We start from the raw sequence: 18531 nt of genomic DNA on the forward strand, positions 1-18531 counted from the left end.
TATATTTTTTTCTTAGAAATAACACTGTTGTATTTCAATTTTCTCTTATTATTCATAAGGTCTACTTTGGTTCATTTTCGTACTTATGGAACCTCTATAAAAATTTCTCATTTACATTGGAACACCGTATAATTCAATGTCTTTGATTGCTGTTTTACTATTCTCAGGCTGCACATCCAAAATAATTACTCTCACATATTTTATGTTTTCATACTTAAAGAATAAAGGCTTGTAATCCTGACCAGAAACTTTTATTTCCTTAAATACATCAGTCCATTTTGTGCCATCTTCTGAGACTTCTAGAGAATAGGTATACCAATCGCTATCTTTTCCCCAAACAATTTTACTTCCTTGCAGCATCATTTTCTTTGCAAGATCAATTTGCATTACAACTGGTAAATCCTTTTTTGAAGACGACCACAATGTCGACGGATTTGCGTCTAAAATATTCTCCAATCCTTTGTTATCGATTTTAGTTGAAAAACTTACTTGATTTGCAACAAGTTTTATAACTGGAGGCAATGCTTCTGATTTTGTTTTATTTGAAAATGACTGCTCACTACTGGTTTCTTTCTCTTCGTCCCACTTTGCATGATCACCGTCTGGAACATATTCTCCTTGGTATTGAACCGTTCTAATAACTGTTTTGGCTGATTTAAGCCCTTGACTGGAAGCCGATATTACAATATCTCCAGCCTGATTGGTTGTTCGGATTATTCCGTATCCGATTCCGCCTTCTGTTTGTTGTGAAGCTATTTTAACGCGTGGAATATTTGCACCAATCAATCTTCCGTTTCCTAAAACTTCTACATTAACTTGATACGTTTCTAATGCATTTTTATTACTGAGAACAGTTCCGTTTTTATCACAAACTTTAATATAAAAAGGAACCATATCAGAGCCATCGGCGATTGGATTAATTCCACGATCTGCGACTTCTATTTCGAGATGATCGGCTTCACCCGGAGTTTTAATAGCATGAGAACAAACTACCTTTCCATTGATTATCCCTTCTGCCTTTAATTCACCAGTTTGATAATCATTTGTCCTAAACTTAAAATACGGGCTTCCGCCTTTGGCTGCTACAAAAGGAGCTGTTTTGGCATTCTCCTTTCTTGTCATTTCACCGACAAATACATCATTTCGATATAATCGAACCTTATCACAATTAGAAAAAACAGTAATAACCGAATCCAGATCTGGGCGATTATTGTAACTGGCGACATATACCATTGGTCCGTAAACAGGATTACGAGCATCCTGCATGGCTTTAAGCTGATAGTATCCAAATTTTTCGTAACGGTCTATATCTACCACTCCGCTAAAAGCCGTGATGCTATCGGTTCCTCTTGTGTAATCGTTGTAACTCCACAAGAAGTAACCTCCTATTCTTTTATTGGCATCAAGTCTTGCATGATCCCAGTAGGCGCCTTCTTCTTCGAGCATACTTCCGTTAAGTGCATTTTGCCTTAAATAGCACTGTGCTAAAAGTCCTTTTTCGGTATAAATCCGCGAAGCTCTAAGTCCATTTTCTTTTTCAGGATCTGCCATCCAAGTGTCTCCCCATTCACGAGTAAGTGAAGGCATTGTAAGCATAGGATCTGTACCATCTTCGTTAATTACTTTGTAACTTACATCATAGAATTTTCTCCCTTTAGCAAAGAAATCATCAGAAGTAAACATTTGATCGTTTGGCATTTCCTGATGCGCAATCTTCACTATTTCTTTTGCCCAATAATCTGGTGTAGGTGATTCGTTAAGAGAAGTTTCCCATAAAAATACCGAAGGCCTATTACGGTCTCTTCTGATCATTTCCCTAACATTTTGATGGGTACGAGCTATAAAAACAGAATCTTTATTAAAAAACTGCCAGCTCGGCTCACATTCAATAACCAGCAAACCAATCTCGTCACAAGCATCTAAAAAAGCTGGAGATTGAGGATAATGAGACGCTCTTACAGCATTAAACCCTCCTTTTTTGATTTGTAAAGCATCGCGGTACTGCATCGAATTTGATGAAGCATCTCCAATATTCTGGTAACTTTGATGGCGGTTTGCACCACGCAGATAGAGCTTTTTGCCATTGATATAAAAACCGTCTGCTTCTCCTGTCGGTGATTTAAATGAAATAGTACGGACTCCTATTTTTGTTGTCTTCACATCTATAAGCTCTTTTCCCTCATAAATTTCAGAAACGACTTGATATAAATAAGGATGATCTGGATGCCATAATTTTGGCTTTAAAACAGTAAAATTTTGCAAAAAGTCTTTTTCTCCAAAAAAAGATGCTGTAGTGCTCCCCTTTGCCACTTCGATTCCTTCTTTGTTCCTTATACTTGTTTTTAAAAGAACTGGTTTATTTTCTTTGGTCTGATTGACAACATGCGTTTTTATGGTTACTTCTGCTTTATCATTACTCACTTTTGGGTACGTAATAAAAAGCCCTCCTCCTGCAATTTTATTTGCTTCGAGCGGATCTGAGACATACAGTTTGTTTGTTACAACAAGAGTTACATTACGATAAATTCCGCCATAATAATAAAAATCCAATCCAGATTGTGGTTTTCCTGGAGGTGTCAATGGATCATTTTCACTAGAAACTCTAACGGCCAAAACGTTGTTATTATCATACTTAACCTTATTGGTTATATCGATCACAAAACCAAGGTAACCACCATAATGCGTTGTAAGTTTTTCTCCATTCAAAAACACTTCACAATTCATTTGAACACCTTCAAAGCTTAAGGTGATTCTTTTGTTTTGATTCTGTTTATCCAATTTAAAATAACGGCGATACCAGCCAATACCTTGATAAATGGCATTGCCTCCATTGTGCTTCTTTTCAAGACGCATGGTATGCGGAATACTGATCGAAGCCCAGTCTTTGTCCTGATAATTTACTGTTTCTGCTCCTTTGGCATCACCTGTAAAAAAAGCCCAGTTGGTATTTAAATTTAAAGTATTCCGAGGATTCTTAGCAGATACCGCTATTCTTTTTGATGCTGACTTCTGAGCAAATGCTCCTAAATTACTCTGCAAAAAAAAGAGGCATAATAGAACCAAATATTGATTGATTTTGAACATAATCATTTTAATTTTTAGGACTAAACAATCGTCAGCTTATAAACCTTTAAACAGTTCTTTGCTGATATAAATGTTATACTCTTTTATTTGTCCGTTTGGAGAATTTTGACGTGGAAGAAATTTCATTCCGCCAACGCTTTTAATGTTTCCTAAATCAATTACAATCTGATGAGGGAAGCTGTCTTCTGTTTCTGAATATTGAGTATGCCAATACGTGGTACTTTGCAAATCAAACACATTATCTGCCTTTCCATCTTCGCTTTCTATTTCTTCGCTGTCAGCATAAACCACTTTCCATTTGGCACGCGGAATTTCTTTTCCATTTTCGTCAAAAAGATATAACTCGGCTAAACAAGCATAAGGGCTTTTTTCCTGATATCCACTTAAAGCTTCAAAACATACATAACGTCCATTTACACTTTTAAACTTTGCTTCCTGCCATTCAATCGAAGGTTTAGCTTTACCAGTAAATGCAGGCACCTGATTTTGCAACTGCAATTTTTGATTCTCTTTTTTGTGCTTTGTTCTTACTAAAGAAGGCGCTAAAGCATCAAGTATAGGAAGTTCCATTCCTGATAGTATATTTTTTAAAGGCCCCATATAGTCTAAAACAACCACCTCGTTATTTCCTTTTTTAAGCCAAGGTCCTGGAACATACATAGATTGTGTAGGTCCAATATTCCAAAATCTGCCTAAACAATGCCCGTTTATCCAAACCAAACCTTTACCCCAAGTAGATACATTTAGAAATGTGTCCCCTGTTTCATCTACTACGAAGTTTCCTTTATGAAAGGCTGGCATTGTTGTATTTCCTGTTTCGAATTTTAAATGGTCAGGAGTTTTGTTATTGTTTAAGACAATTGGAAAAACTTTCCAGTTATACAAATCAATATTTTTTGAATCAATATCGGTTAAAAATACTTTTTCAGTAATACCTTTTCTATCATGTAATGCCCCGCCATAATTTACTCTGCCCGTTGCTTCAACCAAAATATCCAAAACGGCTCCTTTTCTTGTGGCAGGTATTTGACAGCTGTTTTCTTCTTTTCTTCGGTCAAGACTTGCTATTTTTTTTCCATCAATAAAAATCCATGCATAATCATGTATTTCTTTTATGTTTAAAGTAGCTGCTTTTCCTCCCTTCAATGTTGTTCGGTACAAAATACTTCCGAATCCCTGATTGTATTCTTCCATGTTCTGCGGAATTCTATCTTCAATAAAATCAGGCAGATTAGAAAATAAAGGGGCTATTTTTGTCGTCGCAAATTCTGGTATTTTGATGACTTTATTTCTCGCAGGAACTTCTGGCAATGTTTCTCCTTCCTGCAAATAACCTGCAAACAGTTTACGCAAGGCATAAAACTTCTCTGTATCCCATCCTGCTTCACTTATTGGAGCGTCATAATCATAGCTTGAAGTCTGAGGCAAATAAGGTGGACTGTTAGCGCCTGTCCACATTCCAAATGTAGTACCGCCATGTGCCATATATATGCTGAAAGACGCTTTATGGTCTAACATATATTTTATTTCTTTTGCTACATTGTCAACAGAACCCGTATGATGCTTAGTTCCCCAAGAGTCAAACCAACCGGGATAATATTCTCCGCACATTAAAGGACCTTTAGGACGAATTTCTCTTAATGATTTAAAAGCCGATTCAGGATTTCCTCCAAAGTTTACTACACTAAAAATATCCTCTCTCACATCATTTTTTAACTGTGAAGGCCCATCACAAGTAAAAAGCGGAACAGTAAAACCTGCCTCTTTCAAATAATCTCTTATTTTACCCAAATATTCTTTATCTGTTCCATAAGAACCATATTCGTTCTCTACCTGAGTCATTATAATATTGCCTCCGTTATTGATTTGATATGGAGCCAAAACGCGTCCGACCTCTTTTAAATAAATGCGACAGCGCTCCAAATAATAAGGATCTTGCGTACGAAGTTTAATGTCTTTCTTTTTAAGAAGCCACCACGGAAAACCACCAAAATCCCATTCTGCACAAGCATAAGGGCCTGGACGTAAAATAACGTACAATCCCTCTTGTTGTGCCAGTTTGCAAAATTCAGCAGCATCAGCCATTCCTGTCCAGTTAAATTTTCCTGGTTCTGGCTCATGCATATTCCAAAACAAATAGGCGCAAACCGTATTTAATCCCATCGCTTTTGCCATTTTTAAACGATGCACCCAATATTCTTTAGGAATTCTTGCAAAATGCATTTCACCGCATCTTACAACATATGGCTTTCCGTTAAGCATGAAATCATTTTCTCCTATTTCGAAATTGGCTGTCTGATTTACTGATAATTGACTTGCTGTTTTGTTTTGTGATGAAGCTGTTCCTACAATAAACAGCAAGGTTAAAAGTGCAATTGTGTTTTTCATTATTACATTTTTTAGACAGATCAATAATTGATTTTACCTTTTTTATGATTAAAGAACTGGTTATAATACTAAACCCCTTTCTACTAATCAATATTCTCTTACTTCCATTCCTTTTATCTCTGCACCATTTATGGTTTGGCGAAGCTGAATGCTGATGACATTTTTTTCGTTCTTTCCAAAACGAAGCCAGCATTCCGGCAAATAGAATTCGCGTTGCGGACCCGCCTCCCAATGTCTGCCAATATTATGTCCGTTCAAATACATATAGCCATTACCTGAAGCATTAATTAAAAGTTTCCATGTTTTTTCAGCATCAGCATTTTCGTTGAGTTCAAATTCTGCACGATACCACGTAACTAAATTGGTTGGATCTGCTTTAACTGGAGCTCCGTTTCCTTTCTTCAAGAGTTCTGTTGTGGTATCAAGATTATTTTTTTTCCATTTAGAAGTTTTCAATTCTGGTTTGGTAAATCCTGCTGTAATACCCCCTAAATCTTTAGCAATTTCCCATTTCAGTTCGAAGTTTATTTTAGCCGTAGAATCCGATAAACCTGCACGTCTTATACCTGCCAATTCTTCCATTGGCATATAACCATGTGCATGTCCTAAGTTTTCATAAACTACTATAATTTCGTTGTTTCCTTCTTTCAATAATCCAGACACGTCAAACTGATTATCAAACACCTCTGATCCAATACGGATAAAACAATCACGGGTTGGCCAAGATTGCGCATCGGCTTTATCCGGAGCTATTCTTTTGGCCATTTGCCCATTTACCTCCGCATTAACAATGTCACGGGTAAACATATTGAACAATAGCTTATTCTGACTAATCGCCTGTTCTCTTGTAAGTGTAATGCTTGTTTTATAATAGCTGTATCTAAAATCATTTACTCCGTTTTCTGAAAGCGAAGTTGCTGCTTTCAAAGGCTCCCATACCGCACTTTCTTTCGGATCATCTTTCTTAAATACTTTTGAAATACGAATGCTTTTCTGAGCTAAATTCTTTTTTTCAATAGTATTATTCTTTGGCCACCACTCGCCTTTCAAAGGATTTTTTCCGGGCGGAATTACCAATACTTTTGCATCAAGATCAGCTAGTTTGAAATCGACATTCAAGGCAGGAATATTTACAATTTCTTTTGAATTTGCTCCTGTCGTTTCAATTAAGACTTTCTCGCCATTCTGATTAATGTTATAAATTGGCTCGCTGCTTCTATTGATTTTTCCTGGAATAAGAGTTACTTTTCCTGATATCGGATTTTTATCATCTGTATTATGCAGGAAGACAAATTTTGTTCCATCGGCAGCCATACGCACTCCACCAAAAAGGTTTTTCGGAGCTGGTTTCCCATCTATACTCAAATCACATGGTCCGCCTTCAGATTGCATTAATTTTGTACCATATATTTTTAAGAAATCTCCAATTTCTTTTGCAACATAATATTTCGCACTTAGATCCCCATTTTCTCTAATGGGTGCATTATAATCGTATGAAGTTGTCATGCCACGGGCTCCCCATCCTTCAAAATGGGTTCCTCCAAAAAACATATAAGCATTTATTCCAGAAGCTCCACCTAATAAACTCATTAGATTGATTGCTTTGTAATGACGCGCATCTGAATAATTATCTTCGCTCAATCTTCCATTAACCAAAGAAAACCATCCACCCTGAAGTTCAGTTACAAATCCTGGTGCATTAGGCTGTTTATTTCTCAGGTCTGCCATTCTAATAGCACAACCCGGAGCTTCATTAAGACCTACGTAATAATTATCGCAATCAAAAACTTGAGAAAGTTCGGCATCTTTACTGTTGCGACATTCATTGGTCAGACAAGTGAACATCGGTACATCAATTCCGTTTTCTTTAACTGATTTGTAAAGTCCTTTTAAAAGAACTTCTTTGTTTGAGGATTCATCAGCATCGTATTCGTTTTCGATCTGTAACAGAATAATGCCTTTTTCTCCTTTTGCTTTACGCGAAATTTGTTCGTTTTCTAATGCTTTGCATACGGCACTATACCAATGCTGTGACCACTTTATATGTTCGGGATCGGCACTGCGAAGCCAAAAAGTTTCTTTTCCCGGACTGTATTTTGCCAGCCATTGCGGATAACCGCCTCCTGACCACTCAGCACAAATAAAAGGCCCCGGACGAACAATGGTATAGAAACCAAACTCTTCGTGCGCCATTTTTAACCAAGCCAGTAAATCTGTAAAATCAAGTTTAGAATAATCGTTAATATTGTCTGGCATTTCACGTTCATGCCAGTTCCAGGGCACATAAGTCTCGACAGTATTAAAACCAGCTTCTTTGATTTTTTTAAACCGATCTCTCCAAAGTTCTTTTGGGCAACGGAAATAATGGAATGCGGCACTATAGGTAAAAAATTCTTTTCCTTCAATATACATTCCTTTTCCATCATAACGAACACGATCAGGATGTGCAAATTTCTTCGGAATCACTGATGCTTCTTCTTTTTTGAATGCATTTTCATTATTGAAATGAAACCAGTTAAAATCGGCAAATCCATCCACGCCAGCGGTTGTGGTACTAAAATTAAACAAAGCAAAACGATTGGCTGTCCAGTCTAAACCAAGTCCCATTTTTAAAGTATTCCCGATAGGCTGAAATTTTTTGCCATCGGTACTGTATTCAAAAGTTGCGATATAGCTCTCATGCGTTACATTGGCTTTAAGCCAAACGGTATTTCCTGTAAATTTTACTGATGTTATGATAGTATCATTATTAACCATCACCAGATTTTTTTCTTTTCCTTTTTGTTGTACAGCTACATACGCATAAGGAACCTGAAAAATACCAAAACCAGCGGTATTTCCATCCTTTAAACCCTTCACATTCATTTCTACAGTTCCCGTTGAAAATGGTCCTTGAACTCTTTGGGTCAAAGTATTTTGGGCTTCGTAAAGTCTACTGGCTTTCAACGCCTTTAATCGCATATAACCTTTATGCTCTTTAAGTGACCATTTTTTATCATTGGGATTGTGATTCCACTGCCATTGTAATCCTAGATTTGAATTGTTGAATTCATCAGATGTAGCAGGAACTTTGATCGTAGATGTTTCATTGACAATAGGCTTTTTATGTGTTTCCACTCCTTTGCCGTTAACACCTAACATTGGCCATCCATCAACCCAGGTCACAGGTTCTAAATTTGGCGTACGGCCAATTGGCCCACGATCCTGCATAATGATAAACCACCATGATCCGTCTATTAACTGCACCATTCCGCCCTGATGCAAACCGTTTCCAGGATAAGTATGATCATCGTTAATGACTACTTTAGATTCATAAGGCCCATAAATATTATCAGATCTCAAACAAACTTGTCGGCCTTTTGTACCTCCTGTAGAACCCAAGATGTAATACTTTCCATTTACTTTATACACATGCGATCCTTCGAGATAAGGATACTCTCGATTATCGTAAATTTCTTTTTGAGGAGTTTTAACAGATAAAGCATCGGCATTTAGTTCTGTTATATACAATTTTTGCTGTCCATGCGCCACATATACTTTTCCGTTATCATCAAAAAACAAACCTGGGTCATATAAGTATTCTGGAAAAATAGTTCTAGTCCAGGAACCATTGATGTTTTTTGCTGTACATATCGAAAAATTCCCTTTTTCTTTATCCCAGTTTGGCGTACAAAACCCGACATAAAACAATCCGTTATGATGACGAATTGTCGCTGCCCATGAACCTCTCAGGTATCGGTCTCCACCTTGTAGATTGTAGCGTTGATCTTCATTGTATTTATCTACTGCATAACCTGCCATTTCCCAATTGACCAAATCTTTCGACTTCAGAATTGGACATCCGGGCACATAATGCATACTGGTAGAAACAAAATAAAATTCATCCCCAACACGAATCAAATCAGGATCGGGCCAATCACCCCACAGCAATGGGTTTTTAAAAGTCCCGTCGCCATTATCGGGTGTCCATATTGGCAATGTTGTTTGTGCTGTAAGTATTGTTGTTTTTGCAGAAAAAACGAAAAGCAACAACAGAAATACTTTTTTCATAAATGCATTTTATTAAAATTATCTATCTGATAGTTCGCCATAGCATCAACAATTCTACAATAGAACTTTTCTGCTTTTGATTTTTTAGTTCCTCTACTTTTAACAATTAAAATGTACGAGGCACAACTGCTCCGAGAAACCATAACGGCAAACTATAAAAATTAAAAAGAGGAGCCGGAGCTCCTCTCTCTCTATTTAATTCAAAACTAAAAACAAAAAAACAAAAACCTACAAAACACTAGTATCCAGCATTTTGTTTCAAATTTTTATTGATATCTATTTCATTCTGCTTAATTGGCAGAACATAATGTTTAGGATTGGTAAAAACACGTGTTGTAACCTCTTTAACGGTATTAGGTATTAATGTTAAATTACCATTTGAATGATCTACAGATCCTTCCAAAATTCCTTTTACTACGCCTGGCATCACATCTTGTGCAATTTTCCAGCGTCTTGTGTCAATAAATCTTAATCCTTCAAAAGCTAATTCTACTCTTCGCTCTCTACGGATTAACTCACGCATTTTTGACTGGTTATTATACACCGTTTTGTCCACATTAGGCATTCCAGCTCTGGTTCTAACTTTATTGATGGCATCATATACAGACTCATCAAGCTGATTCAACTCAATTTTAGCCTCAGCATAAGTCAGTAAAACCTCTGCATATCTAATAACCATTATGGCTCCACCAACATTGTCAATATCAGTACCGTAATCTGTTCCTCTATAATCGTCTAGATTAGAAATGTATTTTTTAAGATTATACCCAGTTTGCGATGTATTATCCATTACTAAATTGTAATCGTCATCACCCTGATACGGATCAAAGTAAGATCCCATATAGAAAGATCCTGGTCTAATGATACTCATGTCTAAACGTGGATCTCTTTTTTTGTAAGGTTGCAATGGATCATAGGTCGCATCTTCTTCTATTGTTTTTCCATTAATCGTTTCATAGGTATCAACAAGTGATTGCGTTGGTGCATAAGAACTCCATCCTCCTTGTGATTTAGGCGCATATACTATTGGATACCATTCAGAATTAAGATCTTTTAAAGACTGGCAATTAAGCAATGTTTCCTGATTATCATGATTCATTGGTCTAAAAAGCTCCTCGAAATTTGGAAATAAACTATATGTAAAAGGAGCTGACATTAATAATGCAGAAGTTGTGGCCGCTCCAGCATAATCACCTTGAATAAGCTGAATTCTTGCCTTTAATCCCAGTGTAGCTCCTTTGGTAATACGTCCTATATCTGCACCTGAATAATTAACTGGAAGAAAAGGTGCAATTGCATCCAGTTCTGACATAATAAATGCCACAACCTCTGCTTTTGGAGTTCTAGCAATTGTGTTTGACTCAGCAGGAGTTAATGCAGTTGTTACCAAAGGCACATCTCCATAATAATTTGTCATTTTATAGTATTGATAAGCTCTCAAAAAACGAACTTCAGATTTCATTCTGTTTTTTAATTCTTCGTTCAAAGAAGATGCAGGTGTTTTATCAACATTACTAAGAAACCAGTTGCATCGCTGAATGGTTTTATAGCTCCAATAATTAGGAAACCACTCATCTCCTGGAGTCACTAATCCAGAAGCCATTGGTTCATATCCGTCCCAGCCAAATTGATCAAAACCATTATCTGTAAAACAGTCGTCGCCAATAATAGCAGATCCAGTTTCCCAGCCAGCATAGCATCCGTTTAAAGCTGCTGTAGCATCTGCTTTTGAAGACCATAATGAAGCATCACTATAAGCATCTTTTGGAGTTCTTTCCAAAAATTCGTCCTGACAACCACCTAAACTTAAGATAGCAGCAAAAAATATAAAAAGAAGTATTTTCTTCATAACGTATTGTTTAAAAAGTCTTTAATTAAAAATTGATACTAAGTCCAATCGAGTTTGTTACAACCTGTGGATAGCTATAAATACTAGCGTTCGAACCTACTTCTGGATCTATCCAGGAATAAAAATCGGTAAACGTTAGAATATTCTGTCCGCTGTAATAAATCTTAGCATTTGCAATTCCAAGCTTTTTATTCAGACTTTCTGGAAAATTAAAAGCAACCATTAAAGATTTCAAACGTAGATAAGAAGCGTCTTTTACCCAAAAAGATGATGGTGTGCTTTCTGGATCATTTTGCTTGTACGAAGTCCAAAGTCTAGGGAAAGAAGCATCTGGATTGTCAACCGTCCAGCTGTCTAAAAATGCTGTTGTAGGTTTAGAACTTGATCCTCCAATTTGTCCAATCATAGTTGATACGTTTGCTTTTACACCAGCTGCTCCCTGAAAAAATGCTGTGACTTCAAACGCTTTGTAAGTTGCACCAATATTAAAACCGTATGTAGTTTTAGGAAAATAAGTCCCAAGATAGGTTCTGTCTGAGGCATCAATTTTACCATCCTTATTAATATCTTCGTATTTCAAATCTCCAGGAGCTGTATTTGCATTTTGTTTAGCATGATTAGCAACTTCTTCACTTGTTCTGAAGATTCCCTCGCATTTATAACCATATAATGAATTGATTGGGTATCCAACTTGCTGAAATGTTATACTTCCAGAACCAATTATTGGCCCTACTCCTTTTAAATCAGTAATTTCATTGTTGATGTATGTAAGGTTTGCCCCAACATCAAGTTTAACATCATTGATTTTTGTACTGTATCTTCCTGAAAATTCCCATCCTTTATTAGATACTGAACCTGCATTTACAATCGGAGCCTTTAAACCATATACTTCTCCAACTGGTAAAGTCATTAAGATATCATCTGTATCTTTAGTAAAATAATCAACTGTAAATGACAAACTGTTGTTTAGTACCGAAATATCTAGTCCAAAATCAGTAGCTGTAGTAGTTTCCCATTTAGCGTCGCTATTGGCACCACTATTAGGAGCAATACCAGGAGCCAAAGACTGATTGAAAGAGTAATCTTCTCCAGATTCAACAGTTGCATACGTTGGATAAGTAGTAGCTACACCATCAACCGTTGTTTGCTGATTTCCAAGCTTACCCCATGATGCTCTGAACTTTAATGAATTAATAACATCTTTCACCGGCTCAAAAAATTGCTCATTTGAAATATTCCAACCTGCTGAGAAAGAAGGAAATGACGCCCATCTATTGTCTCCTTTAAAACGGGAGGAACCATCGTATCTGTAATTTGCTTCAAACAAATAGCGATCATTATAATTGTAATTAAATCTTCCAAAATAGCCTTGTAAAGCCCAATCATTAGAATAACCTTCAGATTTCTGTCCTGTTGATGGTCCAGCGTTTATTTCTGTAAGTTCATTATTTAAAAAATCTTGTCGGTAAGCCGAAACATACTCATAAAGACTATATTCTTTAGTAGCACCACCTAGAAATGTCAAATGATGATTTTCTCCCAAGTCTAACTTATAGTCCAATAAAGCCTGTAAATTGTAATACGTGTTTTTATCCCAAACTTGGTACAATTGGTTAGGCCCTTGAGTTTTTGTTGCTGCACCAGTTGTCTGACTAAAATACTCGATTTTTTCCATGAACTGTTTTCTTTGGCTTGAAGTGCCTCGATATTGTACCGCTGGTCTGAAATGCAAATTTTTTACAAGTTCCCAATCGGCGCCAATATTTGCTGTAAGCGTATTTGCTATTGTTTTATTTTCGGAACCTGAATCTAGCCAAGCCATAGGATTTCCATCTCCAACATAACCATACTGGCCATTTGGATACTGATTAACCACTGTATTAGAGATGCGGTTAAGAAGCTTTAACATAGAACTAAAGCCAGGCGCATAAGAACTTATCGGCTCTTGCGTAGGCATATATTGATAGGCAATATTACCATTTATACTTAACTTATCACTAACTTTTGAATTGATGTTGAATCTGCTTGAAAATTTTTGATTTCTCAAACCATCCACATTACCATTCTGATCAAAATATCCTAGAGAAAAAGAATATTGTGAGTTACCATCACCGCCACTTACTCTAAGATAATGGTTGCTTTGCAGAGCTGCACGCTTGTAGAATAATTTCAGCCAATCAGTATTAGGATAATTATATGGATCGCTCCCGTCTTTTAATTTCTGAATTTTATCTGCGCTCCACGGCAAATTGTCTGCAGAAGTTCCTTCATTCAACTTTGCCTGATTAAACATTTCTGCTTGTTGCCAAGCAGGTAAATAACTTGGCAATGGACCTAAATGCTGAATTCCAGTATTGGATTCAAAATGCACCTGAACTCCTCCTTTTTTTCCTTTTTTAGTAGTAACCAAAATTACTCCGTTTGCTGCTCTTGAACCGTAAATGGCCGAAGAAGCCGCATCTTTTAAAACAGTTACATTTTCAACATCTGAAGGATTCACCTCACTCATTGACGCTATTACCCCATCAACTACAACTAAAGGATTACTATTGTTTAAAGTACCAATACCGCGTATTTTAATAGACGCACCATCTTTTCCCGGCTGACCATTGGTTGTAGTAACGGTTACTCCAGACATTGTTCCCTGAAGTCCTGTTGTTAAACTTGTAATAGGACGATCTTCAAGTGCTTTTTGGGTTACAGAAGCCTGTGCTCCCGTAAGGGTCTTTTTCTTTTGGGTTCCGTAAGCAACCTGTACTAGAACTTCTTCTAATTTTTGTTTTTGTGGAGTTAGAGTAACAGATAAAAACTCACCTGAAGCTTTTACCTCTCTGGTTTCCATACCAACATAGGAAATAACCAAAATACTATTGGATGACTGAACTGTAATAGAAAAGCTTCCATCTACATCAGTTTGCACAGAAGCTGTTCCGTCTTTCTCTTTAACATTAGCTCCAGGAATAGGCATGCCTGCATCATCAAGCACTTTTCCTTTTATTTGCTTTTGCATTATTACCGAATTAGGACTCTTTGCTTTCTCTGCATTAAGCGCAAAAGAAATTGTTTTTCCTTCAATAATCCATGTAATAGACTGATTTGCGAACGTCTGCTGTAATACTCTCTCTATTGGAGCGTTGACTACGTTTAAAGAAATTGGTTTAAGGTTCTTCAGAATCTCAACGTCATAGAAAAAAACATAATTCGTTTGATTTTTTATAACTGATAATACTTTTTTAACCGCGACATTCTTTCCAGAAAAAGTAACAGTCTGCGATGATACTGATGCCGACACTTGTAAAGTCATAGCAATAACCAGTATGGAGGTTAATTTCATAACTTTCCGGGTTTTTGATGAAAGCCAATGATTCTTTGGCTTTGGTTTTGGTAATAATTTCATACTTTCGTAATGGTTTTGGTTAATATTAAATTCTCCTTGCTTGGTTTGTTTATTTATTTCTCCATAACTGTTCCTTACATTCAGGAACAAGCCAGCAAATGCTACCAACATTAGCTGGCTTTTTTTATGAATCGTAAATAAATATTTTTAAAAAAGGATTTAGTCCTTTTATTTAATCTGGCATCACTCTCAAAATTTTACCTTCAATTTTAAAATGAACTTTATTTTTTTCTAAAATTCGCAGTACTTGCGACAAATTAAGATCTCTTTGAATTTCTCCTTCAAATGATCTTGAAGGCACACCTTTCTCATAAACTACTTCCACATCATACCAACGGCTCAATTGGCGCAAAACCTTTTGAAGATTTGCATTTTCAAAATAAAACAAACCGTTTTTCCACCCCATTACTTCATCTGTGTTTATATTTTCATTTACAGCAATTACCCCCGATTTAAGTTTTTGTGCCTGCTGTCCCGGTTTTAAAAGTATCTTTTTAGTGTTCTGAGTAATTAACACACTTCCTTCTAAAAGAGTTGTGTTTACGGTTGCCTCATCTTCGTAAGCGTTTACATTAAAATGAGTTCCTAATACATTTACTTGCATATCGTTAACCAAAACCCTAAATGGTTTTCTTTTATCTTTGGCTACTTCAAAATAGACTTCTCCAGTTATTTTTACTTTTCGCTCATTTGCAGCAAATGAAGTTGGAAAAGTAATTGATGATGAAGCATTAAGCCATACTTTTGTGCCATCTGATAATTGCAGATGATACTGGTGTGCCCTTGGCGTCGTCATTGTGTTGTAAACCACTTGCGCATTGTCATCTGCATTATATACAAGTCCGCCATTCTTTTTTGAAACTGTTGTATGGCTTTGATTTGCTAACAATCCGTTGCCAACACTGTCCAGTACTATTTTAGAACCATTGGAAAGCGTAAGTATTGCACCTGTTTTTCCTGGAGCCTTATCTTCGATCTTTTTTGATGCCAATTGTAAAGACTGTTTATTCTTATTTTGAATAAAAAAATGTATTCCATATCCAACGAAAATCAAAAGACTAGCCGCAACTGCAATTTTTCGCCAATTGAATAAACTGAAAACAGATGATTCTGAATCTTCTTCTTCCGGAGAGACATTCATTTTCTTTCTTAGCTCACTTACAAATTTATCAGTTGCTGCAGGGCTTACTGGCGGAACTTCAATAGAATCATAATTTTCTCGAAGAATGGCATCAAATTCCTCTGAATATTCAGGATTGTCAAGCATAGCAAGTAAAGCTGCTTTTCCTTCAGATGAAATTTCACCTGAGACAAACTGCTCCATGAGTACTTTAAATTGTTCTTTTTGATACATAAATACAGGTTTTTTGAAATGCCAAAACATGCCTTCAATTATAAAGACGAGGTTTGGTTGTTAAAGTGGCAATGAAAAATGAAAAAATTATGAAAAAAAATACGTGGTAAACAAAATTAACATCAATACATCGATATTATATTGTTGATGAAGATGGTTTCTAAGGAAGTTTAATGACTGTAATAAATGCCAGCGCACAGTTCTGGTTGCAATACCAAGTTCCTTACTAATATAGTCTGTATCTCTACCTTCCATTCGGCTTAACAAGAAAACAGAGCGTCTCGGTTCTTGCAAAAGTGCAGCGCCTTCGTTTATAATTTCAACCAATTCTTTGAACTCATACTGTTCATCAGGCTTAAAAAATAACTCTTGCAATTTTTCTCCTTTAAGAGAATCTGTTTCAACTAGTTTTTTTCGAATATGAGTAATAATCAGATTTCGGCTTATGATAAAAAGATAATTATCAAAGCTGTTCACTTCGGCTAATTTTTCGCGTTTATTCCAAATTTGCAGAAAGACATCTTGAGTTAATTCCTCAGCAACTGGATATGATTTCACAAAACTGAGCGCATGCTGCAATACTTTTTGCCAATATTTTTCGACAAGTTCTGTATACATCAATTCGTTTCCAGCTGCTACTTTCGATAAAATAGCAGATTCATTTAGTAAAATCAATTGTGAGTGAATTTTCGCCACTGGGTAATTACTTTTTATAAAATACACAAACTCTAAAACAGTATTTGGACAACTGTTTTTTTAAACATTTTAGCCTTCTAATAGTAGTTGTGTTTTTCTGCTTTAAAACAGCATAGTCACAATCTACCAAATTCAATTATTAACAATCAATCTCTTTATAGAAAATTATAATTCAATTTTATCTATATAAAATTTAAAATTTGATAAATATTATTATCATTTAGCGCCAAATGTATATATTAAGTTTTAATAAAAAAAAGAAAAACACAAAAAATGTGCTCGAACACATTTTTTCTTCTATCACAAACAAAAAAGCAAACTGATTTGAAAATTGCCGAATTGTCTTAATCATTTTAAATCTGCCTGAAAAATCTTAACGTAAAAATATTTCACGCAGATCTAGCAGATTTGTGCCGATTAAACTAGATTTTTAATAAATGAAATTTCGTTCCAATTTTCCGTAGAGACGCACTGCAGTGCGTCTAACGTATTGTGGATATACGTTGCGTACACGCACTGCAGTGCGTCTCTACAGATTAAAAATAAATCTGTCTACATCTGCCAAAATCACTTTAAATCTGCGTGAAAAATCTATACACAAAAATATTTCACGCAGATCTAGCAGATTTGAGCCGATTAAACTAGATTTTTAATAAATGAGATTTCGTTCCAATTTTCCGTAGAGACGCATTGTGGATATACGTTGAGTAGACTCACGGCGGTGCGTCTCTACAGATTAAAAATAAATCTGCATACATCTGCCAAAATCATTTTAAATCTGCGTGAAAAAATCTATACACAAAAATATTTCACGCAGATCTAGCAGATTTGAGCCGATTAAACTAGATTTTTAATAAATGAGATTTCGTTCCAATTTCCCGTAGAGACGCACTGCAGTGCGTCTAACGTATTGCGGATATACGTTGTGTAGACGCACTGCGGTGCGTCTCTACAGATTAAAAATAAATCTGTCTACATCTGCCAAAATCATTTTAAATCTGCGTGAAAAATCTAGACGTAAAAATATTTCACGCAGATCTAGCATATTGAGCAGATTAAATTAGATTTTTAATAAATGAAATTTCGTTCCAATTTTCCGTAGAGACGCACTGCAGTGCGTCTCTACAGATTAAAAATAAATCTGTCTACATCTGCCAGAATCATTTTAAATCTGCGTGAAAAATCTAGACGTAAAAATATTTCACGCAGATCTAGCAGATTTGAGCCGATTAAACTAGATTTTTAATAAATGAGATTTCGTTCCAATTTTCCGTAGAGACGCACTGCAGTACGTCTAACGTATTGTGGATATACGTTGCGTAGACGCACTGCGGTGCGTCTCTACAGATTAAAAATAAATCTGTATACATCTGCCAAAATCATTTTAAATCTGCGTGAAAAATCTAGACGTAAAAATATTTCACGCAGATCTAGCATATTGAGCAGATTAAATTAGATTTTTAATAAATGAAATTTCGTTCCAATTTTCCGTAGAGACGCACTGCAGTGCGTCTAACGTATTGTGGATATACGTTGCGTAGACGCACTGCGGTGCGTCTCTACAGATTAAAAATAAATCTGTCTACATCTGCCAAAATCATTTTAAATCTGCGTGAAAAAATCTATACACAAAAATATTTCGCGCAGATCTAGCAGATTTGAGCCGATTAAACTAGATTTTTAATAAATGAAATTTCGTTCCAATTTTCCGTA

General features: G+C 36.0%; 7 protein-coding genes. All 7 read right to left on the reverse strand.

Annotation, left to right across the window (positions count from 1 at the left end; all coding sequences use genetic code 11):
* Positions 1-111: 111 nt before the first annotated feature.
* A complete protein-coding gene (locus RB618_RS16990; protein ID WP_308069830.1) occupies positions 112-3084 on the reverse strand; it encodes a glycoside hydrolase family 2 TIM barrel-domain containing protein in 2973 nt (990 codons plus the stop codon).
* A 36-nt stretch (positions 3085-3120) separates the two neighbouring features.
* The gene (locus RB618_RS16995) at positions 3121-5472 is read right to left on the reverse strand and encodes a beta-galactosidase (RefSeq protein ID WP_308069831.1); all 2352 of its coding nucleotides are present in this window, start codon (positions 5470-5472) and stop codon (positions 3121-3123) included.
* 87 nt (positions 5473-5559) lie between these two features.
* Complete coding sequence (locus RB618_RS17000; protein ID WP_308069832.1) at positions 5560-9522, reverse strand: beta-galactosidase; 3963 nt, start codon at positions 9520-9522, stop codon at positions 5560-5562.
* A 238-nt stretch (positions 9523-9760) separates the two neighbouring features.
* A complete protein-coding gene (locus RB618_RS17005; protein WP_308069833.1) occupies positions 9761-11371 on the reverse strand; it encodes a RagB/SusD family nutrient uptake outer membrane protein in 1611 nt (536 codons plus the stop codon).
* Positions 11372-11396: 25 nt separating this feature from the next.
* On the reverse strand, positions 11397-14705 hold the full coding sequence (locus tag RB618_RS17010) for a TonB-dependent receptor (RefSeq protein WP_308069834.1): 3309 nt from the start codon (positions 14703-14705) through the stop codon (positions 11397-11399).
* Between the two features lie 235 nt (positions 14706-14940).
* Positions 14941-16122, reverse strand: coding sequence for a FecR domain-containing protein (locus tag RB618_RS17015; RefSeq protein ID WP_308069835.1), 1182 nt, complete (start codon positions 16120-16122; stop codon positions 14941-14943).
* A gap of 87 nt (positions 16123-16209) precedes the next feature.
* A complete protein-coding gene (locus tag RB618_RS17020; protein ID WP_308069836.1) occupies positions 16210-16818 on the reverse strand; it encodes a sigma-70 family RNA polymerase sigma factor in 609 nt (202 codons plus the stop codon).
* Between the last annotated feature and the right edge of the window lie 1713 nt (positions 16819-18531).

Source organism: Flavobacterium sp. LHD-85 (assembly GCF_030929595.1).
In the GTDB taxonomy this organism is placed as follows: domain Bacteria; phylum Bacteroidota; class Bacteroidia; order Flavobacteriales; family Flavobacteriaceae; genus Flavobacterium.